Annotated in this window: 22 protein-coding genes; 11 read left to right on the forward strand and 11 right to left on the reverse strand. The window is 37.0% G+C overall.

What is annotated here, in order from left to right; translation table 11 throughout:
- Positions 1 to 4 precede the first annotated feature (4 nt).
- Both pyk and omp85 read left to right on the forward strand, forming a co-directional pair.
- Entirely contained in the window at positions 5 to 1,438 is a 1,434-nt protein-coding gene (pyk, locus tag EHQ31_RS08270; protein ID WP_135568379.1) for a pyruvate kinase, read from the forward strand.
- A gap of 34 nt (positions 1,439 to 1,472) precedes the next feature.
- A complete protein-coding gene (gene omp85 / locus EHQ31_RS08275) occupies positions 1,473 to 2,870 on the forward strand; it encodes an Omp85 family outer membrane protein (protein ID WP_244247321.1) in 1,398 nt (465 codons plus the stop codon).
- A 15-nt stretch (positions 2,871 to 2,885) separates the two neighbouring features.
- On the opposite strand, the gene EHQ31_RS08280 is transcribed toward omp85, so the two are convergent.
- The 4 genes from EHQ31_RS08280 to EHQ31_RS08295 all read right to left on the reverse strand — a co-directional run bounded on the left by EHQ31_RS08280 (position 2,886) and on the right by EHQ31_RS08295 (position 5,791).
- Positions 2,886 to 3,188 carry a P-II family nitrogen regulator gene (locus EHQ31_RS08280; protein WP_135568381.1) on the reverse strand — a complete coding sequence of 101 codons (303 nt, stop codon included), beginning with the start codon at positions 3,186 to 3,188 and terminating at the stop codon, positions 2,886 to 2,888.
- A gap of 1 nt (position 3,189) precedes the next feature.
- Entirely contained in the window at positions 3,190 to 4,167 is a 978-nt protein-coding gene (locus EHQ31_RS08285) for a sodium-dependent bicarbonate transport family permease (protein ID WP_135568382.1), read from the reverse strand.
- 8 nt (positions 4,168 to 4,175) lie between these two features.
- Positions 4,176 to 4,856, reverse strand: a complete 681-nt coding sequence (locus EHQ31_RS08290; RefSeq protein ID WP_135568383.1) for a carbonic anhydrase — start codon at positions 4,854 to 4,856, stop codon at positions 4,176 to 4,178.
- A 197-nt stretch (positions 4,857 to 5,053) separates the two neighbouring features.
- Positions 5,054 to 5,791 carry a pirin family protein gene (locus EHQ31_RS08295; RefSeq protein WP_135568384.1) on the reverse strand — a complete coding sequence of 246 codons (738 nt, stop codon included), beginning with the start codon at positions 5,789 to 5,791 and terminating at the stop codon, positions 5,054 to 5,056.
- Between the two features lie 107 nt (positions 5,792 to 5,898).
- Between EHQ31_RS08295 and EHQ31_RS08300 the strand changes: the two genes are divergently transcribed.
- From EHQ31_RS08300 to EHQ31_RS08325, 6 genes are read left to right on the forward strand one after another with little or no spacing between them, the layout of a single operon-like run.
- Positions 5,899 to 7,479 (forward strand): methyl-accepting chemotaxis protein, encoded by a 1,581-nt coding sequence (locus EHQ31_RS08300; protein ID WP_135568385.1) that lies wholly within the window; start codon positions 5,899 to 5,901, stop codon positions 7,477 to 7,479.
- A 5-nt stretch (positions 7,480 to 7,484) separates the two neighbouring features.
- Positions 7,485 to 8,786 (forward strand): caspase family protein, encoded by a 1,302-nt coding sequence (locus EHQ31_RS08305; protein ID WP_135568386.1) that lies wholly within the window; start codon positions 7,485 to 7,487, stop codon positions 8,784 to 8,786.
- Positions 8,770 to 10,284: a Kelch repeat-containing protein gene (locus tag EHQ31_RS08310; RefSeq protein ID WP_135568387.1), complete on the forward strand. Its 1,515-nt coding sequence runs from the start codon at positions 8,770 to 8,772 to the stop codon at positions 10,282 to 10,284. Before EHQ31_RS08305 ends, EHQ31_RS08310 begins: the two co-directional genes overlap by 17 nt.
- Positions 10,271 to 12,121 carry a Kelch repeat-containing protein gene (locus EHQ31_RS08315; protein WP_135568388.1) on the forward strand — a complete coding sequence of 617 codons (1,851 nt, stop codon included), beginning with the start codon at positions 10,271 to 10,273 and terminating at the stop codon, positions 12,119 to 12,121. Before EHQ31_RS08310 ends, EHQ31_RS08315 begins: the two co-directional genes overlap by 14 nt.
- Positions 12,114 to 13,874 (forward strand): Kelch repeat-containing protein, encoded by a 1,761-nt coding sequence (locus EHQ31_RS08320; protein WP_135568389.1) that lies wholly within the window; start codon positions 12,114 to 12,116, stop codon positions 13,872 to 13,874. Before EHQ31_RS08315 ends, EHQ31_RS08320 begins: the two co-directional genes overlap by 8 nt.
- A gap of 6 nt (positions 13,875 to 13,880) precedes the next feature.
- Entirely contained in the window at positions 13,881 to 14,588 is a 708-nt protein-coding gene (locus tag EHQ31_RS08325) for a hypothetical protein (protein ID WP_135568390.1), read from the forward strand.
- 13 nt (positions 14,589 to 14,601) lie between these two features.
- Here the strand turns inward: EHQ31_RS08325 and EHQ31_RS08330 are convergent, their stop codons facing one another.
- Genes EHQ31_RS08330 through EHQ31_RS08360 form a run of 7 tightly spaced genes read right to left on the reverse strand, consistent with a single transcriptional unit; the run spans position 14,602 to position 21,825 of the window.
- On the reverse strand, positions 14,602 to 14,940 hold the full coding sequence (locus tag EHQ31_RS08330; RefSeq protein ID WP_135568545.1) for a nucleotide pyrophosphohydrolase: 339 nt from the start codon (positions 14,938 to 14,940) through the stop codon (positions 14,602 to 14,604).
- Entirely contained in the window at positions 14,927 to 16,072 is a 1,146-nt protein-coding gene (locus tag EHQ31_RS08335) for a hypothetical protein (RefSeq protein ID WP_135568391.1), read from the reverse strand. Before EHQ31_RS08335 ends, EHQ31_RS08330 begins: the two co-directional genes overlap by 14 nt.
- A 2-nt stretch (positions 16,073 to 16,074) precedes the next feature.
- Positions 16,075 to 17,571 carry an MBOAT family O-acyltransferase gene (locus tag EHQ31_RS08340; RefSeq protein ID WP_135568392.1) on the reverse strand — a complete coding sequence of 499 codons (1,497 nt, stop codon included), beginning with the start codon at positions 17,569 to 17,571 and terminating at the stop codon, positions 16,075 to 16,077.
- A 9-nt stretch (positions 17,572 to 17,580) separates the two neighbouring features.
- Positions 17,581 to 18,867, reverse strand: coding sequence for a hypothetical protein (locus EHQ31_RS08345; RefSeq protein WP_135568393.1), 1,287 nt, complete (start codon positions 18,865 to 18,867; stop codon positions 17,581 to 17,583).
- Between the two features lie 15 nt (positions 18,868 to 18,882).
- Positions 18,883 to 19,470, reverse strand: a complete 588-nt coding sequence (locus EHQ31_RS08350; protein ID WP_135568394.1) for an LIMLP_18675 family protein — start codon at positions 19,468 to 19,470, stop codon at positions 18,883 to 18,885.
- On the reverse strand, positions 19,467 to 20,510 hold the full coding sequence (locus EHQ31_RS08355) for a glycosyltransferase family 4 protein (RefSeq protein ID WP_135568546.1): 1,044 nt from the start codon (positions 20,508 to 20,510) through the stop codon (positions 19,467 to 19,469). Before EHQ31_RS08355 ends, EHQ31_RS08350 begins: the two co-directional genes overlap by 4 nt.
- Positions 20,511 to 20,532: 22 nt before the next feature.
- Positions 20,533 to 21,825 (reverse strand): glycosyltransferase family 87 protein, encoded by a 1,293-nt coding sequence (locus tag EHQ31_RS08360; RefSeq protein WP_135568395.1) that lies wholly within the window; start codon positions 21,823 to 21,825, stop codon positions 20,533 to 20,535.
- A 63-nt stretch (positions 21,826 to 21,888) separates the two neighbouring features.
- Between EHQ31_RS08360 and queA the strand changes: the two genes are divergently transcribed.
- Genes queA through EHQ31_RS08375 form a run of 3 tightly spaced genes read left to right on the forward strand, consistent with a single transcriptional unit; the run spans position 21,889 to position 24,490 of the window.
- Entirely contained in the window at positions 21,889 to 22,935 is a 1,047-nt protein-coding gene (gene queA, locus EHQ31_RS08365) for a tRNA preQ1(34) S-adenosylmethionine ribosyltransferase-isomerase QueA (protein ID WP_135568396.1), read from the forward strand.
- A gap of 27 nt (positions 22,936 to 22,962) precedes the next feature.
- Positions 22,963 to 24,000, forward strand: coding sequence for a hypothetical protein (locus EHQ31_RS08370; protein WP_244247322.1), 1,038 nt, complete (start codon positions 22,963 to 22,965; stop codon positions 23,998 to 24,000).
- Positions 23,960 to 24,490, forward strand: coding sequence for a FlgO family outer membrane protein (locus EHQ31_RS08375; protein WP_135568397.1), 531 nt, complete (start codon positions 23,960 to 23,962; stop codon positions 24,488 to 24,490). The genes EHQ31_RS08370 and EHQ31_RS08375 overlap by 41 nt, the downstream gene beginning before the upstream one ends.
- Positions 24,491 to 24,576 lie beyond the last annotated feature (86 nt).

Below are 24,576 nucleotides of genomic sequence, written 5' to 3' on the forward strand. Positions count from 1 at the left end.
AATTATGCCTGCTATTGAACAACTAAGAGCTCGAAAAACAAAAATCGTTTGCACCATTGGTCCTGCGACTGCCTCCAAAGAAATGATCCGAAGTTTAGCTTTGGCAGGAATGAATATCGCAAGAATCAATATGAGTCATGGCGACCATGAATTTCATAGAAAGATCATTCGAATTATTAAGTCTTTAAACAAAGATGAATTACATAAACATCCAATTTCCATCCTGCTTGATACACAAGGACCAGAAATTCGAACGGGAGATGTTCAAAATGACCTTCACTTAAAAGTGGGTGAGACATTTACTTTTCATATCATTCCTGGAATGGAAGCAGAGGCACAAAGTGTTTTTGTAAATTATCGTGATATTGTAAAAGATTTAAAAGTAGGTGATAAAGTCACTGTTGACAACGGTCTCATCAATCTTGCTGTACAAGAGATTCGAGAAAATGAACTCGTTTGTACCGTGTTAGATGGTGGAAAGCTAGGGTCAAGAAAACATATCAATCTACCTGGAATTCGTGTTAATTTGCCTTCTATAACTCCAAAAGATTTAAAAGACATTATATTTGGATTAGAAGAAGATATTGATTTTGTGGCTTTGTCATTTGTTCGTTCCCAGGAAGACGTAATACAATTACGTGGGATCATAGATGAAAAAAATCACCATGCACAAATCATTGCAAAAATTGAAGACCAAGAAGGTTTAAAAAACCTTGATGCCATTATCCGCGAATCTGATGGGATTATGGTGGCCCGTGGGGATTTGGGTGTGGAAATTGAAATCGAAGAACTCCCGATTGTTCAAAGACGGATCATCAAACGTTGCCAAGAAGAAGGGAAACGTGTCATCGTTGCTACTCACTTATTAGAGTCGATGATTCAGAATCCTTCTCCTACAAGGGCAGAAGTCACTGACGTTGCCAATGCTGTGTATGAAGAGGCTGATGCAATTATGTTGTCAGGTGAAACTGCAATGGGAAAATTCCCTGTGCGTTGCGTGGAGATGTTAGATAAAATTGCACGCCGTATGGAGCTTTCGATTAACCTCGGTCTTGCGGCCCAAAGAAAACCTAAAGACCAAAAAGAAGAGATGGCGCGTTCTGCAGCAAATTTAGCTGATTCCATGCAAGCCCATGCCATAATTGCCATCACTCGACGCGGCATCACAGCAAACAATTTAGCGTCATTTCATCCGAAATATCCAATTGTACATGCATTTACAAATATGACCTCTGTTAGGCGAAAACTTTGGCTGACAAGAGGTGTAATTCCTTATCGAGTCGATTTTTCTTCTGATCCAGAAAAAACCATTAAACTTGCCATCCAAACTCTTGTGAATAATGGATACCTGCAAATGGGAGAAAAGGTGGTCATCCTTTCCGATATCATTGCAGGGGAAGACAGAGTCGAAACCATCCAAGTCCGCGAAGTTAAATAACCTAACTCCAATGGTTTTCCGGAATCTGATTTCTGTGTTGGTAGTAATATCAACATGGATTTCCGGTACCTTACTTGCAGAAGAAAGAAAATCCGATGTTCCCGAATGGTTAGGTGAGTTTAAGAAATTAGACGAGAAAGAACTAACCAATAAAAAAGAAGGTTGGTATGCGACGGGTCTTCCTTTGTTTGGAAATGATGCCGTAAATGGATCAGGCCTCGGAATCCTTGCCAATATCTTTTATAACGGAACCAAATCTGATTCTTCCTTTAAGTATACTCCTTACGAACATTTGTTCAATGTAGGTGTATACCGAACAAACAGAGGGACACAAAATAATTATCTTGCTTGGGATGCGCCGTATTTTGCCGATACAGCCTACCGACTTAGGGCATACGTCGGACATGATGCCAGTTTTTATAATCAGTATTTTGGTGTGGGAACTGAAAGTTTACAGCCTCTGTATTTCAAAGATCGTAACGCCGATGGCAGTCGGATCACTCGAAACGCTACCTATTCTGATTTTGAAAATGCAAATTCTTATGCACGTAACCGTGGGCCGGGGAAAGAGTTTACCTCAAACCAACATTATCATGATTACCAATTTGAAACTACCTATGGACAATTTGCAGCAGACAAAACGATATTTCAAGTTTTCAGGGTATGGGGAGGGGTGGAGTTTTCGAAAAATTCTGTTAGGCGGTATGACGGAACTTCCACTGAAGCGCGGGAACCATTAACCAATGTGAAAGTTCCTGCCATTGAAGATAGTTCGAAACTCACTGAGGATGCAAGTGCTGGAAAAATCATAGGTTTACAAGGTGGAAATTTAAACTATGTTCGTGCTGGGATTGCTTATGATACAAGAGATTATGAGCCCGATCCCGATCGTGGTTGGCTCATTGAATACAATATCAATAAAGCAGAAAGAACCATTGGATCTGATTTTAATTATTTAAGACATTTCGCACAAGTGAAGAATTTTTACCAACCCTTCCCGAAACTTTTTGAAGAGTTTGTCATCGCGCAACGTGCGGCACTTACAAAAATTGAAGGAGAGGTTCCATTTTTTGAATATCGTTATCTTTTTTCCATTGATGGCCCGTTTGGTGCACTGGGTGGGCAAAACACACTCCGTGGGTATAGACAAGAACGTTTTTTTGGACCAGTGATTGGATTTTATAATATAGAATTACGATATCGGGTAGGAAGTTTTTCGTTTTGGGACCAATTTTTTCAATTGAGTATTGTCCCATTTTATGATGTGGGCCGTGTTTGGGACAAACTTCGAGATGTGAATGCAGTAGGCTACAAACATGCACGTGGATTGGGATTACGGCTGATTTGGGACCAAGCAACCGTAATCCTATTTGACTACGCTTATTCCAGAGAAGACCAATTGTTTTACTTAGACATTGGTCATACATTTTAAAAGCTAGTGACCAATTTAATTGAATCTATCTTTACGGATAACTTCAACATCATTCATAAAAATCACCATCGGGTATTTATCGATGTATTTCTCTGCAATAATTTCAAAAATTTTTTTTGCTTTTGTTTCCGAAACCAAAGATTCCAATCGAATATTTTTTCCTTCCCAAGACGTTAGGTGTTTCTGATTAATACCTTCGCCGATTGCATCGCTTATAGTATAACCTTTAACTGCTACAGATTTTAGGTCCATAACTAGTCTATCTTGAATTGCTTCATCTGCGATAATCGTAATCAATTTTGCTTTTTCTAATTTCATATTAAACTCCGTAAAGATACTTGGAGACCGCAAGATAGAGTGGTAATCCAATTGATAAATTGAAAGGGAAGGTGATCGCAAGAGAAGACGTTAGGTATACGGCAGGACTTGCTTCAGGAATAGCGATCCGAATGGCGGCAGGTGCGGCAATGTATGAGGCACTAGCGCTAAGCGTTGCCAGGATGGTGGCTCCACCCATCGAAAGGCCTACCGTTTTACCTAAAATTAAACCGACCATCCCGTTACAAATGGGGAAAAGAATCCCAAAGGCAATTAGGAATACTCCGGCTTTTTTTAAGTCAGTAATTCTACGACCTGTGACAATACCAACTTCCAGTAAGAATAGAATCAACATCCCTCTGAAAGGAACTTCAAATAAAGGGGCAAATTGTTCGTGCCCTTTTTTACCTGAAATCATACCGATGATTAGGCCACCAATCAAAAGTAAGGTGCCTTTCCCTGTAAATAGTTCGTGTGCCACTTTTTTCCAGGACATACTTTCTTTTTCTTTTGAGGAATTGATTTTGAGTATAAAGAGTGCCACTATAATTGCCGGTATTTCCATAATGGCTAACATACTTGGCATATAACCTTCATAAGGAATATGTAACGATTCCAAAAATGCAAGTGCTTCACTAAAAGTTACTGCTGACACCGAGCCATAATGTGCTGATAACGCAGCTGCATTTTCTTTATCATACCCACCCAATTTGGTGAGTATGTAATATGCTATGATTGGAATTGATATACAAAGAGTTAAAGCAGCTATGGCAGGTTTGAAAAATTCCTCAATAGTTGTGCTGTTTAGTTTGACCCCTCCTTTTAGTCCAATGGCAAAGAGTAAGTAAATTGTGATTCCCGTATACATCCCATCGGGAAATTTTAGATCGCTTTTCACAAGTGTGGCGAAGATTCCTAATAAAAAGGCGAGGAACATCGGTGTTTGGAGATTGGCAATTAGAGAATTGAGTATTTCCATTGGAGTACCTATTTTGTGATAGAAAGAATATAATCTTCATCTAAAAAACTTACTTTTCCTGTTTCCAAATCATAAACAGCTCCAACAATTAAGAGTTTTCCACTGTTGTATTGTTTGGAAAGAATCGGATCAAGTTTTCTAAGAGAGGTAACTTGTAAGGCAACGTTTGCTTTTACTGCATTTTGTAACCAATCACCTTCTAAGTGTTTTGTTTTTTCTGCAGCAGGTTTGATTGCATTTGTCAGAGTGATGATATGGCCTGGTACTTCATTTGATTTGCAAGCCGCGTCTACAGCACCACACTTGGAATGACCTAAAACTACCACTAAGTTCACACCGAGGACAGCCACAGAAAATTCGATAGATCCCCAAGATGCATAAGTGGAGACTTGGCCTGCTGTTCTTATGATGAATAAATCACCGAGTCCTTGATCGAATACAATTTCGTTTGGCACTCTGGAATCGGAACATCCAATGATGGTCGCAAACGGAAATTGTTTTTTAGAAACTTCTCGAATTCTTTCTGGGGACTGGTTGGGGCGTTTTGCTTTTCCTTCGGTGAATCGGTTGTTCCCATCGATTAACCTTTGTAAGGCAACATCTGCCGGAACACCGGTTGCACTTTCTGCAAAGAGATTGGAAGAAAGTGTCCAAAAAACAAAACACAAAATCCACTGGTAACTTTTCATTTTGATTCTCCTTCGATTTTTCCTTTTTTGAAAAAGTCCTACTTTTGCCAAATTAGACTAATAGGAAAAAATATTCACGAAAAAAAATTCGTATAAAATCGAGAGATACAAAAAATAGTGTGGATTGTTAAAATGAATCGGTAAATCCCTAAGAAAAAGGAACCCACTTTCGCAGGTTCCTTTGATCCGAGTGTTTCTTACTTCATCGGAACTTCAATGACGAGAAGTTCCGATTTTACTTCAGCTTGGAATTTGTATGTATCGTTTCCCCAGTATCCAACTGCATCTCTACGTTCCAAGAGTGTATCTTCGACTTTTAGTTTACCACTAATCACAAACGCAAAGATACCTTGGCCAGGAGAATGGACGGCATAAGAAAGTTCCTTCCCGGGATCTAAAGTAGCCAAAGAAAAATATGCGTCTTGGTTGATCCAAACGGCATCCTCATCAACGGGGGAAACAACGGTTTGGAATTTGTTGATTCGACCCGCTTCCGAGAAGGTTTTTTGGGCATAACGTGGTTCGATTCCAGCTACTTTGGGAAGAATCCATATTTGCAAAAAATTGACTTTTTTCTCGTTACTATGGTTGAACTCCGAGTGAAGGATGCCGGAACCCGCAGACATAATTTGTACGTCCCCAGTGCGAATGATACCATTCGTACCTGTACTATCTTTGTGAGCAAGCTCACCAAATAAGGGAATAGAAACGATTTCCATATTTTGGTGTGGGTGAGTACCAAAACCCATACTTGGTTCGACTATGTCATCGTTCAGTACGCGAAGTGCGCCAAAGTTTGTTTTTTCAGGATGGTACCAATGGCCAAAGCTAAAGGAGTGATGGCTATCCAACCATCCGAAATTAACGTGTCCACGCTCCGATGCAGGATGGAGTTTTTTATGTACGGAATTGTGATCGGTATTTAATGCTTCCATATTGAATAGTTTAATATTAAACTATATTTAGTCAACAGAGTTTTGTTTTCAGAAAGCAAAAAAAGAAAATCACTTCCCTTTCACTTTCCCTTCCCAATCATCATCCTATGTCGAGAACTAGTTTAGAATCTATAAAAACAAAAAAGACCTGGGTAGAATTAGGACCTGTGTATGTGAATCGAGTCAGGTTTCTTTTGGCTGGATTCTATATCATCGCTACTCTTGGATCATTTAAAACATCTACTACATTGCAAACCATGAGTTATTTGGTCGGAATTACTTGTATGTTTTTATATGGAGGGCTGCAGGCTTATCTTTTTAAAAAGGAAAGGTTAAATGCTTTTTTCCCTAAGTTACTCATAATTTTGGACATCTCTGTTTTATTTGCAGTCACTGCCTCTGGGCTTATGGGAGGAAGTACGGTTGCTGCGGATTTAATTAAGTCACCAACCTTATATGCGTTATACTACTTTTATGTAGTATATTCTGCATTTTTATTTTCTAAACGAACACTTCTGATGAGTACATATTATTCTGCATTTTGTTTGATTCTTATTCTTGTGATTGGTTTTGGGCAAGGGGTTGAATTTAAAGAAGCAGAAGATCTTCAAAGTCAAAAAGGAACCGTTGCTATCTCGAATGAAGTTTTTAAAATCCTCTTTTTGATTTGTTTTGGATATTTAACCTCTGCCGTTCTCAATTTATTAAACGAAATTAAAAACGAATCAGAAGAAAGACAAAAAATAGCAGAAACGGAAAGAACGACAGCAGACAACTTAAACCGTGATTTGGTAAAAATTGGTTCTGAATTATTTAAAACTTTAAAATCAATTCGTGAAATAGCTACAGATTTTAATTTTCAAATAGAATCTCAAGATAAGTCCATTCATGAGTTGACAGATTTCGTTTCTTCCTTTTCCGAGAGTATTCAATCCTCGGTGGACAATATTGGAAAACAACACAACCAAATTACATTGTTAAATCACAAGTCGGATACTCTCAAACAAAGTATTTCGGAAATTGGGGTCGTGGTGGAAGAGTTGAATTCGAATATGAGTGACTTCCAAGAAAGAAGTAATGTCCTTTCAGGAACCGTCAAAAATTTAGAGGAAAGGCTTAGATCTGTCAATGAATCTCAAAAAGAAGTGAGCGAAGTAAATGATATCATGGCAGAAATTGCAGATAGAACCAACTTACTGGCGCTCAATGCCTCTATTGAAGCCGCAAGAGCGGGAGAACATGGTCGAGGATTTGCAGTAGTCGCACAAGAAGTAGCAAAATTAGCAGAAAATTCGAATGAAAATGCTACTAAAATTAAAAAAATCATTACAAATTCAAATAGGTTTATTCAGGAAGGGACTGAACTTGCTTCTGTTTCTCTAAAACAAACAGAAACACTTCAATCTAAGTATGAACTGTTGAGTGGGGTGATACGAACAGCAACGAATAAAATCAGTTCCCAAAAAAACATAAATAATGAAGTACTTGAATCATTGGATTTAATTGAATCGATTTCAAAACAACTAGATATGGAATCAAAAGTTTTAAATCGAGATAAAGATCAGATGATTACAGTTGTGCAAAAAATGGAAGAAATCAACAGAGAAGTTGTGATTAATGCTAGAAAAGTAGGTGAGAATACTCTAAGTTTGGAAAAACAAGCCGAAGATTTGGCAGTTCACCGCTAATATTGATGAAGTCAAAGATTCTAATATTCTTATTTATTACTGCACCAACAATGATTGCGGCAGATCCTGGGCCCAAACGATTCGGATTTATTGTTGGTGTGAGTGAATATAAAAATTTGACACTCGGCGATTTGAAAACGGCTAAAAACGATGCTTTAGGCATGACTAAAATTTTGTTCAGTTACGGTTCTTATAATCGTATCCAGACGTTGGTTCAGGAAGGTTCGGCAAATTCAACTCCTACAAAATATAATATTTTGTCTAATTTTGAAGCCATGTTAGAGGAAACAAACCCCGATGATTTATTGGTGTTTTATTTTTCAGGGCATGGGGTTGTTGATTACAATGACCGGGTCTATTTACTTCCAGAAGACGCTAATCCATCAGCTCCATTCGAATCAGGAATTGCAGTAGAACAACTTCTTGAAATGACAAGGAAGTTTAAGATAAAACGAGTTATCTTTTTTATTGATGCATGTCGTAATCCAGATGATGGGAAAGGTGAAGAAGGCAGGAAATTTTTAGTGGAAACTGCCTTTCGTGATTCGGAAATCGTATCAGTTTTTTATTCCACAAAAGTTGGATACTCTAGTTTTGAAGATCCAAAGTCGGGTTATGGAATCTTTACCAAGTTTCTTATTTATGGATTGGAAGGTAGAGCGGATTCAAACTTTAACGGAGAAGTTTCGTATTCGGAATTATCAAATTATGTCATTACTTCATTGAAGGAATGGAGTAAAACCAACCAAAAATTACAAAAACCATACACAAAAGAATATGCGGAGAAATCCGAGGATACTGTTTTAACTTATGCGGTCAATCCTGAGACTTCTTTGACGGACGCCCCGCTGTTTAATCCATACAATCCTACTTATGCCTTCCGATCGTTTTTGTTTCCTGGTTGGGGACAGTATGCTCGCGGACAAGAGGATAAAGGTAAAGTATATATGTCTATCTTTACCTTGGGAGTTCTTTATGCAGGACTTCAATATAAAACTTACATGCAAGATAAATCTAATTACGAGTCAGCCCTAGGTATTCCTCCCAACCCTCGAGTAACGGAAACTGTCACATTAAATTACTACTTAATTGAACCATATCGACAGAAGATGGAGTCTTCCCGAGCTCACTTGTCACAAGCCCTCACCGTACTTCTTGTTTTGTGGTCGGCAAATGTGTTTGATTTTTATCTGTTGGGACCCAATCCTAAGGAAAAGTCAGGAGTTTTACTCGAGTTTGATTGGGAAAACCAAGGTGTTATGGGAATCGACAGGGTTGGGAAGTTAGGATATGCGATGCGGTTTTAATTTACTATTAGCATTACTATTAGTTCACTGTAATATAAAAAATACTTCGCAAAATATATTTGATCCCACTACTTTTGCAGGAGGTACCGCTGCCGTCTTGTCTACGTTAGTTTCACAAGACCAAGTAGAGATTAATTCCCGATACAATCCCACTGATTATCCTTCTTTTGTAAAAACTGAAATTTTGGATTTGGATTTAAACCGTCCAGTAGCAATTCACTTTGCAAAGAACCATTTCCGCATTTCCGAGAATTATAAGGATGACTTGGTTTTGCGGGATGTTTTCCCATTATCTGAAAATAAAATTCGCGTATTATTTTCAGTTTCCTCTCGGTCGGAATGGAGAGACCCAATTTCAATATTCATTCAGAAACCAGACTCAATGGATAATTTCTCTTTTTCTGGGAAAGTATTGGAATTCAAATTTCCTTATCCGCGTTATATCGGTAACATATCCGAAGCAAAAGGTCAAATAACAACAATTCCATTGTTAGATGGCAGAATCCTCTTAGTAGGAGGTGTTTCTATCTTTGGAAACACGCTCCCCACAGTAGAGATATTTAATCCTGAATTAGGGACTTCAACAGTTCTTCCTTCGTTAAGCAAAAGTTTGACGGGAATGGCAATTTGTTCTGATCCAAAAGGGAATGTTTATGTTTCTGGCGGGAAAACTACAAGGGTAGATCCTTCCGCAGATTCTCAGATCAACGATCGAATATATAGAATTAATGGAAACAATCAAACTGTGGTCGAACTTCCGATACCAATGCAAAGGAGAAGAGTTGGTCATACAATGCTTTGTTTGTCTAATGGTGATTTACTTATTTCTGGTGGGCAATTTCGAGTTGGGAGTGATGAAAATGCAATCTCCAACGATCATGAATATATTTCTATCCAAAACGGAACTTCCACTTTATTAGATTCATCAGCAAACTTCCCAGTAAATACAGTGTTTCATTTTGCAGCGTATGATGAAAATAAACAACGTGTATTGTTTTTTGGAGGTAAGGACCGGCTCGCGGTATATGCACTTTATTCAAAATTTATATATAGTTTAGATCTTAATTCTAAAAGTTTTAACACCTTACCAGCCGTACTTCCTACTTCCAGATCAAATGTAACAAGTATATCTGTATCTGGTGGAGATCGATTGATTTTGGGAGGTGTTACGGGAAGTGGAGTGGGTTCTCGAAGTATTGAATCCTGGACCGAAGAAGGATCTATCACAAAAACTCATGGTTTTACAAGTAGAATCAAAAATGGTAGCTCAATTGCTCCGTTTTCAAATTCGCAAGTTCTTTACACTGGTGGTGTAGATACTTATTATAAATCAGGAATTTTAGAACTTTACGACCATATAGAGAAAAAAAACTTTATTGTTGATACAATGATGAATGCACGTTCGGAACATTCAGCGATCCAAACTACAAAGGGGATTGTAATATTCGGCGATTCTGCATTGGATGATACAAGGGTGGAGTTGTATGGCAAAGACTAAGATTCTTTTCCTAATTGCTTTATTCGTATCTTGTAAAATAGGGACAGGGAAAAATTTATTTGATCCAAATTCTCCTGCCAGTTTAGGCCTTCTGCTTTTAGGTTCGGAACCAGTGGTTACAATGGAATTTTCAACCAATCGGGTGCAACCTGGTGGAGTCATGTATGTATCCACTAACCATGATTTTACGACAAAAACAGAAGGATTAAAATTGCCAATATCTGGGATTAGTGACAGCCCAATTTCAAAAATAATTCCACGTAGTAAATATTTGTATGAGATCCGGATGAAACCATCTGTTACTACAGGTAGATTTCGTATTAACTTAAAGGATTATTATCTAAACGAATCTCTTCAAGTGAATCCTGAGAGTTTTGAATTCGAAATTGATTCAGAACCTCCTATCCTGGAACTCCGTACTGGAAACGGAATCGATATTTCGGAATTGGAATCTGGATTTTTGGATATTGTAGCAAACGAAGATATTGTCTGGGATGGTAATCTGTCTCAAGTTGGCCTCTCAGGTACTGCGAAAAATACTTTAGTTGTGTCGGACGTCATTACTTCGGAACGCAACATACGTTTGTTATTTGCTGGAAATCCGAATTCAAATGGTGGGATATTAACTATTTCTTTCGCAGACATTAAAGACAAAGCATCCAATTCTCAGGGAACATTGATGTTGCCAATTAATGTTTATGCTTTTAAAAGTGGGCCAAACTTAAATGTGGCAAGAAGGTCTTGCGTTGGTGTTGAGTTAGACGATGGTAGGCGTTTAGTTCTTGGGGGAAGGGCAAAAAAAGATGTTATGATCAATGGGAATGGAACATTAAGTCATGCAGAATTCTACGATTCCGTTTCCAAAAAGTTCGTACAAGGGCCGGATATGGTGTATCGACGCCAAGAATTTGATGCAGTTAAACTCCTTGATGGAAGAATTTTTGTTTCCGCAGGGTTAGGTGGTAAAATTGGTCCTTCCAATGATGCTTTAACTTCCACGGAAGTTTTTGATCCTATCTCCAATACTTGGACTGAGGGACCGCAACTAGCCGATCCGCGATTGTTTCATAAGATGACAGTGCTCCCCAATGGCGATGTTCTCGTTGTTGGAGGATTGAGTCCATATAAACCAATTCAATCTGTTGGATCAGTGGAACTAGTTCATATCACAAATAATCCAGCTACAATGACTGTAGAACCTATTGGTAATCTTAGTGATTCTCGAGGTAAACATACTCAAATTCTATCCCATGAGGCTGGGAAAGTCATTATCTTCGGGGGAGAACGTTCCGATGTGTTTGGACCATTGACAAATGACTTCACACCGAATGCGTTAGAAACAATTGAAATATATGATATCAATACAAAAACTCTATCCAAGTCTACAGCCAAATTATACAAAAGATTTAATCATTTTGTCCACAGGTTGAAAAATGGAGAGATACTCATTTTTGGTGGAGTGAATTCTCGGTTTGATAATGCCCAACCAGTATTACGGGCTCAAATTTATAACCCGATAACCGATACCATTCGTGATCATAAAAATTTACTTTTTGGAAGAGAGTGGGGTTCTTCATTTATTTTTCCTTATGGTAAGGATCAATTGATTGTTGCCGGTGGTTTAGAATATCGAACAGTCAATGGCTCTACATTTGATTCGATACATGATACCGAGTCATGGTCGGAATCAAACAACCGATTTTATATGACGAGTCGTTCTCTAAATGCTCGTTGGGATGGTTGCGACATTCGTTACAATTCTGTTGGTGGTGGAATGATTCTTGGCGGTAGAATTGGAGATATCCTTGGGAATACAGAGGAATACAGTTTTGAATAAATTTGTTTTTCCTTTCTTGTTATTTACCATTGGATGTATGATCCCCGAGAAATACGGGAACCCTTTTGATCAAAAAGCAAGTGGCGTTTTATTCCTCAGTGCTTTTTTTGATTCAGCGCCTTTCCATTGCGTGAATCAATCAAATCAAAAATCACTTGGAACAGTGGATCAGGTTTTGCTACAGTGTAACCGCGATCTTGCCAATATTGATTCTAACTATCTTGCAGAGTCGAACCATGTTGTTTTTTCAAATGTAAGTTTTGCAAAAATTGATAAAGATCGTCTACTTGTAAAATTTGATCCTTTAACCGCAGATGGGAAGTATGAACTGAATTTATTGGGTGTGGTTTCTAATTCCGGTGAGACACTTGTTGAAGATAAACTTCCGATTATTGTTGATACACAAATTCCAACCATATCTTTAGTTGGTTACATTCCCATTACTGATTATACTTTTTTTTCACCACATTATTGGGATTTTACGACATCTGAGCCACTTGCAAATTTTGGCCCTCCTATTTTAAGTGGATCGTTAGCTTCAAAAGTAATTCTGCGATCAGTTCAAAAAGTGAATGAAACTACGTACCGTGTTTACTTCGAAGATAATTTTTCTTCGAATAGTCCTGGTTCGCTTACTATGCATTTTTACAATTCAAAAGATAATGCTGGTAATGAAGTGTCAAATTCACTAACGATACAATTCATTGGTTTAGTGCAAGGTCCTAATTTAAATCATGGTCGGTCCGAATTTGAAGCATTTCAAAATGCCAATGGTGATGTGATTGCCATTTATGGTTTTGCTTCGAGCGCAGAAATACTAAGAAAAGGTTCGTCCAGTTTTGTTCTTACGAATCCAAGTTTGCCAGTCATTTCTCGTGGTGAACGAGGAGTGATGTTAGATGGAAAGAATCTTTTGATTACGGGTGGAATTCAAGCCCCCAGTCCTTATGCGGTCACTTCGAGTTATATTTTTGATACGGAAACAACAACCTTCGCTCCAACTGGGAATATGAATGGACGTAGGCATTTACACAATATAGTAAAACTTCAAGATGGACGCGTAATGGTATTAGGTGGAATTAGCGAATATGATTTTGACCCTATGACACCTTATAGTTTTATTACTTTAAACACTGCAGAGATATATAATCCAACGACAGGTCTATTTACTGAAATATCGAATCGAATGATGACTCCCAGATCATTTTCATGTTCCGTGTTGCTTGATGATGGCCGTGTATTTATCATTGGTGGAACGGATGGAATTTTTGCACCTAAAGACACTACAGAATTTTTTGATCCTAATACACAGACATTTTCTTGGGGACCAACATTGCCTGTACCAGTAGGTGCATTAAAATGTACGAAACTAACCGATGGGAATGTGCTCATTTACGGAGCACAATTGTCAAACTTAAACAATTCTACCATGTTATATGATCTTACTCGAAATCAGATTCTAACAGTTGCTAATTCAAAGTTTAGAAGAGAATGGAGTTTTGCTCAAGAGTTGCCAGATGGTGGAATTCTTTTTTATGGTGGTGGGTATAGATACAATACAAGTGAACCGAGCCGAGTAATGGAAAAACTAGATTACGGGAAAAGTAATAATTTTTTCGATATGGGAATGGCTAAGTACAGTGTTACAAAACATAGTGGTGTGAAATTTTCTGATGGAACTTTGTTTTTTCTTGGTGGAGAAATTGGAGGAGCATTCAATTTGGAAACAGAGTATTACGGTTTATCTAACTAGTTTTTTATGCCTCACGATAACGGCCTTATTTATGGTTCATTTAAAAAAATTTGTATCCCTGAATCAGAATTAAAGGCAGAAGCAGAGATTCTTCGGCCTTTTTTAACTTCCCTGAAAATTGATTGGGAGACAGGTCAAATATCCGACAGCCAGTTGGCTTTCCAAATCGTTTTATTGTATTTAGAGAGACGTGTAAAAAAACATCCCTTCCTAAGAATGGGGAAACCACTTCCCAATCGTAATCAGTCTCAGGAATTTTTAGAAGTAGTTAGATTTTATGGGATGCCTGATACTGTACGTTTTGCACTTTGGAAATGGAATATAGGTGAATGGGATATTCGATTAATCGATTATAATCCTAGTTCTTTAGAAATGTTGGAATCACAAAGTAATGGTTATCGATATTCAACCATCAGTTGGATTCATGCGTTCGAAGGGAATTTAGTTGAAGGAAAACGTGATGCGTTTGAACATTTGCTTCACGACTTGGCTCATGCCTATATGTTTTTCCGAGAAGATTATGATTTTGAAGGACAAAAACGTTTTTTTCAAGGAATGTATTTAGATTATTCTAAGTATGAGAATATATTAGAGACCAATCCTATTTTTCGTACTAAGTTTGATTATTGTATATCTGATATGAATTCTCATCCTGCGCACCTATCTGCCTATTGGAACGCTATTCGGCGAGAAGCAGGAATTTTTGTTCAATGATAAAGTATAGATATTAAAGTTTGGGATTGTTTTTGTGTCGGTCTATATCTCGTTTTGTATTTTTTTTAATCGTCGTTCTAATGGCATCTTGAAGAGAGATCCCCATTTGGTTTGCTAAACAAGTAAGTACAAATAAAATATCACCAATTTCGTTTGGTATGTTGTTTTCTGCTTCTCCTGATTTGAAAGATTGGTCTCCATACTTTCTTGCCATTAGTCTCGACAGTTCGCCGACTTCTTCCATGAGAATGGCTAGGTTTGTAAGCTCTGAAAAATATCTGACTCCTATATTCTGAATCCAATCGTTTACTTCCGATTGCATTTGGTTTAGAGTGATATCATCGTTTCCCAAGTTTTTTCTCCAAATCTTTCGCGAGGATTTTTGTGAATTCATACATTCCTGCTTCATTTAAATGAATTAAATCAAAACAGTATTTTCCGTTGGAATCTCCAAGGGAATCTTGAAGGTCCATTTCATCAAGTGGTTGGTATGGAGTTAATGCATTTGATAATCCATCATGCCAAACCTTCATTCTTCCTTCGTTATTGACTTTTCGAATTACATCAGAATAAGGAGCAAAGACATTGATAATGTGTATTTTGCGTTCTCCTATGAATTGATACATTTTTTTTAATCTTCTAAAGTATCTTTCGGTATCTTCTGTGGCATTAGAATCTTGAGGAACTACACTTGCAATTCCACAAGTTTCAAACAACATTCTCCTATGGTCAGGATTGGATGCTTTGGGAATTTCTAAAGGCTGGTGTAAGGCCAATCGATTGAGACAATCTTCTACACTTGTTAAGTGGTATTCGTCAATGGACTCTGGATGATCGTTTTCATAATCCCAAGGATTCAAATTTGGGTTTTTGTTTTTTCTTGCAATTGCTTTAAATCTTTCATTAAAGTTAATCACCAAATCAGACAAATCTTTGCGATAAGCAACAGATTTAAAAATCAGATAAAGATAGTTCGAAAATTCTAGATTGTATTCGAAGTCAAGGACAGTGGGAATGGCCTTGAAGTTTCCAAGTTCCGATAACATCGCAAGTGTCGGATCCACTATATACTTTCTATCGACCCAGGGCATGCCCGGTTCCATCACATGGAGTATGATTTTTACGTTAGGGAATTTGTCTAAGTACTCTTCTAAAATCCGATGTTGCACTACAAGTTCTGAACCTCGAACTGCAATCGACTGAGTTTTCCAGCCTGATTTTATTAGTTCTTCGTTTAACATGCGTATGCTAATTCCTTCGAAGGCAACCGATGTTCCCACTATCAAAATATCTGGATCCAAAACATCTCGTTTGGAAACTACATGTTCAGTAACTCGATTGATATTAGATGCATAGGAATTTTTCTTTAAATAAGGTTTGTACAAACCAAATTGTAGTAAACATTCCATTGTTAGTAAAAAGATGATTGCAGTGACTAATTTTTTATCAGTCAGAAATGAGATGGTTTCTTTATGTAAGCTCATAATTAAAATTGAAAGTAGAGAAAGTTCTGACTTTCAGTTACTCCAAAAAGTAATAATAACAATACGTTAACAATAACAAAGGTTGTGTATTTTAGCCAATTTCCAGTCAGAAGCGTAGGAATTTGTCTTTTCGAAAAAACATAACTCGCCGTAAAACAAATCAATAGCAAAATTCCAAATCTATAATTATTCCACCTGGCTATTGGAGCTACGGAATCATTTAAGAAAAGCAGAGCTTTCATCATAGGAATAGCTTTTTCCATTGTTTCCGCTCGGAACATGATAAAACCAAATGCCAAACAGAACATGGTAAAAACTCGCGCAAATAAATCATAAACTCGACCACCTTTCCCGTTCAGAAACTTTGCAAGTGTTGTATCACTATAGAATTTGTGAGAAAGTAACATGGTTCCTTGCCAGATTCCCCATCCTACATAATGATAGGCTGCACCATGCCATAACCCAGCAAATAACCAGGTGATCATAATGTTTCGAATGTACATGATAACACTCACTCTTGAACCACCTAACGGAATGTAGATGTAATCTCTAATCCATGTGGAAAAAGAAATATGCCACCGGGACCAGTGGTCTGCGATATTTCTGCAGGACATAGGGAAGTTGAAGTTTGGATTGAATTGGAATCCAAAGAGTCTAGCAACTCCTATGGCAATGTCTGTATAACCTGCAAAGTCAAAATAAATTTGCCATCCGAAGGCAAGAGCACCTGTCCAAATTTCGATTGAGTTTAAGTTTTGGTAATTTGAAAACGTTGAGTCTACCACACGAGCTAGGTTGTCTGCGAAGACGATTTTTCGAGTGAATCCGATTAAGATTAATGCGAAGGCAGCATCAATATTCTCTTTATATACACCGAGACGAAAATCTAAGTCGCGAAAAAAAGTTTCTGCACGTACGATGGGTCCCGCAACCAATTGCGGGAAAAAAGCAACATACAGTGCAAAATCAAGAAAGGATTTCCTGGCTTCAATTTTTCGATTGTATACATCGATGGTATAACTCATTGATTGGAATGTATAAAAGGAAATTCCTACAGGAAGTATGATGTTTTGTTTTGCGAATTGGAAGTCACCTAAGAGATGGATGTCGTTAATGACTCCTAATAGAAAGTCTGTATATTTGAAAAATCCAAGTGTTCCAATGTTGACAACAAGAGATAATACAAGTAACCATCCTCTGGCACTATCCCCATCTTGTTTTTTTTCAATCAGTCTTGCGGCAAAGTAATCAATAATCGTTGAGAAAATTAAAATAAAAACATAGGGATTGATCTTATAATCACAAAAAAGTCTATCTGTAAAAAATTTGAAACCATCGGAAGCCATCGCCGTACAAGAAATAGACGATGGTTGCCAAGCCATGTAAAAGTAATAACTGGTAAGTAGAAAAAAAAGTTTTTGCCAACGATTTTTTAAAAGATTCCCAACAATGATTGTGATAAAGAAAAAGACTAAAAATTCAAACGAGTTAAATAACATTTTTTTATCCTAGCGGTAAATTGATTCTTCGGCTAATTTTTCAACAGGTCCCTGAATTCCTTCTGTGTAGCCAAATTTTGGGCCAATGGATCTGGGAAGGGTAGAAAAGGTAAAATTGGTACTGAAATAAAATAGGAATAAGATCAAATAAACTGTGTGGAGTATAGCATTAGAAAATTTTGGCAACAATGGGATCGATAATGATTTTAAAGTATAGGAGTTTAAGATCCATAGTGCAATGGTTGTGCCAACCCAAAATTCGAAAAAATAACCTTCCCACCATGTATAAAATCCAATGGAAGGTAGGATCCAAAACATCATTACCAATAGTTCTTGTTTATAACGTGCCCACATAGTACGGAAATTCAAAATTCCCAAACATAAACTAAAAATCCAGAATAAAAGATTTAAATTGTAGGGTAGGTGTTTCGGGTTTTGGAAGTCAAAAAGGTTCACCCGAAATTTTGGAATGACGTTCTGGAATACTAGAAACGCATCTCCTATGCCTCGATAGAAATACAATACATAGTTTTTTTCTTCGCCGAGACTAGTTCCCCAACGGTTGATGGCAGCATATAAGAACATCCAAAATGAAAAATGTTTTTCATCAAGGGGGCCAAGACCTCGTTTTAGGATAATGAATCCAACAAATAAGTAGGAGAGGATGGTGGCAACACCAAGGCATGTTAAATAGACAAATATGGTTCGAAGTTTTTTCCCCAATGATCTGTTAGGTGAAAGAAATACCGCCATTGGAACCATTCCAAAATGAATCACATTCGATTGATGAAAGTAAATACTAAAAAGTTGAATCACCCATAGAATGATTAAATGTTTTGCTTTTAGCCCTGATTTTAAAAAGTAAACTGTAAATAAAAATAAAAGAGCCATCAAACAGGAATGAATGAGTGGTGTGTCATTGTGTAAACTATAGAACCAAAAAGCTTGGCTTACTTGAATGACTAGGGCTAATATGATTCCTAAAACTAAATCTTTATACAGTTTGTAATAAATCCAAATAAAAAGCCCAAGAAAAAATAAGGAAAAACTAAGAATCCGTAATCGTAAAAAGAACATGATATCCGTAGTTGGATAAATGGATCTAAGCATTTTCCAATACAGAAGTCCCGATGATTCAAATCCTAAATGATGTGGATTAAAAAAAGCAGATTCTATCCTATCTTTTTGGATATTAAGAGCGTAAACACAAGAATCCCAATCGAAGGCTCGGGATAGATACCTAAGATGAAATAAAAATAGAAATAAAAGTAAAAGGAGAATGAATAACTTTTTCAAAAGTTTTATTCCACTCTAACGTTTTAATATCCGATTCACGATGGATTTATTTTTTCGATAAGGAAAAAAATATGGAGTTCTCAATAGTGTTTTTCCATTTTTTTCCCAAACCAATCGGTTCCATCCTAAAAAATCACTAAGTCCACCATGTTCGTATCCTAATTCTAAAACATCAGTTTCTAAGTTAAACTTAATTAGTTTTTTGCCGAATCCAAATTTCTGAATTTGCCAAACTTCATTTTTTACAAAGACGGTTCGTATGTTCCATCGATTCAAAAGGCGACTCATATCGATTAAGAGAGAAATTGCAATATAGAAATAAACAAAAGCGGATAGATAATGGTAATATCTAAGTTCATCTAAAAATGGAATTTTTAAAACTTTAGTAATTTCTAAAACTCCTACAAACCAATAAAAAAACTTACCCAAATAGTAAATATAAGGCAAACTATATGTAAAAAATAAAACAGCAAATAGAATGAGTAATAAAGAAGGAATCGGATTTATCGTTAACTCATCGTATAATGATGTCCCAAAGTAAGCGATTTCTCTTTTGCTTCGGAATTCCTTCCATTTCGATATCCATTTCTTGATGATTTTCACTGAAAAATTACCTCTTCAATTTTTTTTGCTGTTTCTTCCCATGTCCATTGTTTGGCGGGAAATTTGGGAGACCTTGATTTTTTGGGGCCAGACATCAGTTCAAAACTACGAGTCCAATCCTTTGTTTCTTTGGCAGGAACATAGAGATCACATTTGTCTGAGAGAATTTCTTTAAAAACAGGAATATCGGAAGCAACACAACGTTTGTCCTCTAACATTGCTTCCAGCAGTGGAAGACCAAAACCTTCATGTAGGGAAGGGAAGAAAAAGGCCTTACATTGTTTAAATGCTTCTGCCAGAGTTGCATCATCAGGATTTTCTATAAATTGAATTCCTAGGTTTTGGATTTTTGGATCTTTTAATTTTTGGTATAAAAAATCACCTTCTTCTCCCCAACCTTTTCGTCCCATAATCAGAAGCGAGTTTTTGTCCTTTGGATATTTGGTTTTAAAATCTAAAAAAGCATCTACTAATCGATTGATGTTTTTTCTTGGTTCTAAAGTACCTACTGTTAGAAAAAATTCTTTTGGAAAAGTAACTTTTGATTTTGGTAATTTCTGTTTGGAAACACCAGGATAAACTAATATACATTTTTTTTCACAATCTGGACGAAAGGTCGCGATTTCCCTTTTTGTATTCTTTGACAGACAAAAAATTTTATCTGCATTTTTTAAGGTGATAGGTGAAAGTAGTTTGTGTTGCCAAAAGTTCCACTTAGCCATAGTTTCCGGTGCGGAAATAAAATTAAGGTCATGATAATTCACATAACTTGGTATAGGAAGTTTTAGAATCGGTAACATCTGTATGGTGGCCCAAAAAACTTCTATTCCATCTTGTTTAAGACGTTTGGGTAAAACAAAATTCAAATAAATGGGGCCTGGAATTTTTTTGGATTCTAAAACTACTTTTGTATTGGGTCCGAGTAGGTCTTGAAAGATCGGATGAATCGGTTTGTTTGTATAAAGAAAAAATTCTTTTTTTGAATATTTGGGTAAAATGACTTTGAGTACTTCGGCCAAATACCGAGAATTCCCAGTCATCCCGTAGGCCAGTGGCCTAACATCAATTCCGATTTTCTGTTTCACTTAGTGTAAACCTTACAATATAAAAATACAAGAGACTGGTGGAATAAAATAAAATAGAAAACATAGATAATGCCGCTTCGATTTTTGAACCTACAAAGGTTCTATGCGAAAGAAGCGGTAAAGATAGAATTAAGAGAAGAATATAAATTTCCTTTTTGTCCTTAGAGGAACTAAGCACTTGGTTCAGGATAAAATATATAGGAACCAAACAAATGATAAAACTATGAATCCAACTAATTCCACTAAAAAGAGCAGAAATTAAAAACAATAGAGAAATGATTTCCCATTTTTTATTTTTCTTTCTCCAGAGTAATAAAAGAGGAATCCCAAACAGTATAATAAAAACAAGTTGGATGAATTTTAACATGGGAAGCGATAAAACTAAAAAAGGTAAACTGTAGGTGGGTTGGTTCATCATATCCGCACCTGGAACAAAATACTTAGCAAGGGTCGAACTTAGAGATTGGTTATTTTTCCAAGAACGAAGTAGAGGGTTACTAAAAGCATTTCCTAAAATTTCAGTAATCCATTCGTTTGTCATCTGAATGGTATAGTCCCAATTGTAAAGAAGTGGAGTTGCATTCCAAACAAAGATTCCCAGTAGAAACCAAAAGATTCGTTTGTATTGCTTTTCATATATAAATACAAAAAGGAAAACGAGTGGGGTAATCTTTATGCTTGTCGCAAGGGCCAAGATCATTCCACTTTGCCAATCCGATTTTGAGATAAGAGATACTAACACGAGTAAGATAAGCAGTAATCCTACTTGGTTATTTTGGATATGGCTTTCTAAAAAACGAAAGTTGAAAAGGATTGTGGTGAGTAGAATTAAATAAGGAAATGAAGACTTTGGGTTGGTAATTTCTTTATTTTGGAAAATAAGATAAAGAATGGCTAATAAAGAAATCCAACTTACGATTTCAAAGATAAGAGCTGCATTTGGTTCTGAGAGATAGGTAAAAGGGATGAGTAAAAAGGAAAATAGTGGCGGATAAATATAGGTTGCTGTTTCGTTTTGAAGCGCCGTTAATAGGTGAAAATTTTCAGGTAAGAATAGGTCTTCCATCTTTTTGACTTTGGACTGGAGTTCAAAGGCGGCATCAAACCGGTATAGGTTCTCACCTGTGGCCCAACGCTCTGCGGCATGGTAATAATCCAAAAAATCCGATTTTTGTTTGGATCTAGAAACGGATAGGACAAGAAAAATCACAAGCAGAATGCTGAGTATCCATTTCCCACGTTTCTCTAGGGTTTCTAAAAAATTCCACATAGTTCTCCTACCATTCCCAATATTTCTGGTTAATTGACAAGGTTTTCCCAAGGCTATACAAAGATGGATTTTTTACAGGAATTCGATTTTAACCTACCCGATGAACAAATTGCCAAATTTCCCTTAGAAAATCGAGATCAGTCTCGGCTTTTAGTGGTAAACATAGGGCAATCAAAGTTTTGGGAAGCACCATTGTTTCGAGACATTCAATCACTGGTTCGCCCCGGTGATGTTTTTGTTTATAATGAGACAAAAGTATCATCACGCCGAGTGTATTTACAAGTGGAATCTGGTCGCATCCATGAATCGATCTTTTTGGAATCGTTGGATCCATCTGAAAAAAGTTGGTTATGTATCTTAAAAAATAGGGCAAAATTAAAGTTAGGTGAGAAACTATTTCCCGTTGGTTTTAATGACTACCAGTTTTCTTATCAAGGTCCAAAAGAAGAACTTTCCATTTTATTTTCCGAAATTCCCATTTCTGATTCTGATTTTGGAATTTTTGGAAATATCCCAATTCCACCCTATCTCAAACGTAATGTGACAGAAGAAGATAAAATCCGATACCAGACTATTTTTGCCAACCGTTCAGGATCTGTTGCAGCACCTACCGCCGGATTACATTTTACAGAAGAATTAAAAGAGAACCTAAATAAGAAGGGTGCTGAATTTGTCCCTGTGGAATTGCAAATTGGTTATGGGACATTTCGTCCTCTGACTCCCGAACAATGGGAATCAAAAACCTTACATAGGGAAAAGTATTTTGTTTCCGAGTCCACAGCATCAAAGTTAAACGGTGCAAGAAAGGAAGGTAGAAGGATCATTGCAGTGGGAACCACTACACTTCGCGTCTTAGAAACTGTATTTGATTCTCAATTAAAGAAATATAAGGTGGGATCAAGTCAAACTGACATCTTTTTGTCGCCAGGAGACAATATTCAATCCGTACAAGGCCTGATCACAAACTTTCACTTACCTAAATCCAGCTTATTGCTTTTAGTCAGTGCGTTTGCCAATACCCAACTTGTGTTGGATGCTTATCAGTATGCACTACAGAACGGGTTTCGTTTTTATTCATATGGCGATTCAATGTTCCTTTTCCAAAAATAGATTTACATTCATCCGAATTTAGGAAATATGTTTCATAGTCTCTTTATGTACTCCCCGAAATCTTCGGTATTTGTTTCCTTATTCTCAGGCTTAGGTCTTCTGGGGGTTGTTTTTTTTGCACCCTTAAAAGACTCTGGTATCAGAGAAGCTGATGCGTCTAACTTACGTGAGTCGGACTATGTTTCCTCACGCCAAGTAAGATTGGGATATGAAACAAATGTTGAGGAGAGCCGATCTTCCGAATATAAAAGTAATCTAAAGTTCCTTTCTACAAATCCTTTATCCAGGTCTAAAAAAGAAGGCCAAACCCCTTCGCAGTGGAATCCATTTGCAAACACGGGCTCAAAATTAGAATTTGATTTTTCTCCCCAGACAACTTTAGTTTGGGATGCGAAGTTAAGTGGAGAACCATCTCTTTCTCAACCTTCTCTTGTAGGTCCAGTGCATCCATCGGCAGCTCTTATTTTTCGACAAATTGAGGCCAATAAACGGTCATTATATGACCCTAGGCAATCGTATGAATTTCAGGGAAGTTTTAATCCATCGCAATTTTTGAAAGTTCAAACTGCCGTTTACAATGTAAAAACAGAAAATCCTGTTACCGCCTATGGTGCAGAAGGTGGTAAGTTTTCTTTTTTTTTCGGTAGTGACAAAATCCAATTAAATGTAAAATATAATTATATAAATCCCAGGCCCGGCACTGTTCCTCATGGCCAATTCGGATTTGGTTCTGCTCAGGACAATGCCTCTCTTGGTCTTATCTTCTTTTTAGGTTCGTCTAAAAGTTATTCACTCTACGTTGGAAATCAGATTTTCAATGTCTTTAATGATCCGCTTTTACAAATTAAAGATCAAAATGGTAGGTCTCCAGAAACTTTCTCTGCCTCTTTTCGTGGGAAACATCCAGGAAAACTAAAAACCACTTTTTTTCTTAATTTTCAGAACCAATTTTATAAAGACGGTTTGCTAATTGGGGTTCCCGGTGGTTATATGTATGGGAATGGGTTTAATGGAAAATCGTTTTATGAATATGTTACATCGCTTGGGATGGAACTTGCATTTTAAAATTTTATTTTTTGTTTTTATATTGCTTGGCGTTAGCGCTTGTTATTTGGGAGAGGAGAGGGAATCTAAACCTCAGAAAAAAACCGTTCCCCCTTTGGAACAACTGGCAGTTTCACTTTCAGAGAAAGGGTTTTACTTCCAACCACAAAGACTTGTTGTTTTAACTTTTTTAGACCAGGAAGGCAAAAAAAGCCCCTATGGTGAAATCCTTGCAGAGAAACTAACCACAGAACTTGTAAAAAAAGACAGATTCCAAATCTTAGACCGTTTGGCCAACCAAAAGGTTTTAAAAGAAGCCGGTCTAGGTCTTGATTCTCCTACCGACACCGCCACCTTGCGCAAAATAGGCGATGTTTTGAAACTGGACGTTATCATCACAGGAATTGTGACTCCATACCAAGACGGAGTTTTTGTCAATACGAGGCTTATCGAAATTCAATCTGGACTTATCCTCAAAGCGGATGAAGTTTATGTCCGTATTGACGGTTAAAAAAGAAACTGGTTCTCACTATGGAGCCAAATTTACTGATTTTAGCACTCGTAGTTTAATTTTCGATTGATTCCCTTTTTTCCTGC

This window comes from Leptospira montravelensis (assembly GCF_004770045.1).
Taxonomy (GTDB): Bacteria; Spirochaetota; Leptospiria; order Leptospirales; family Leptospiraceae; genus Leptospira_A; species Leptospira_A montravelensis.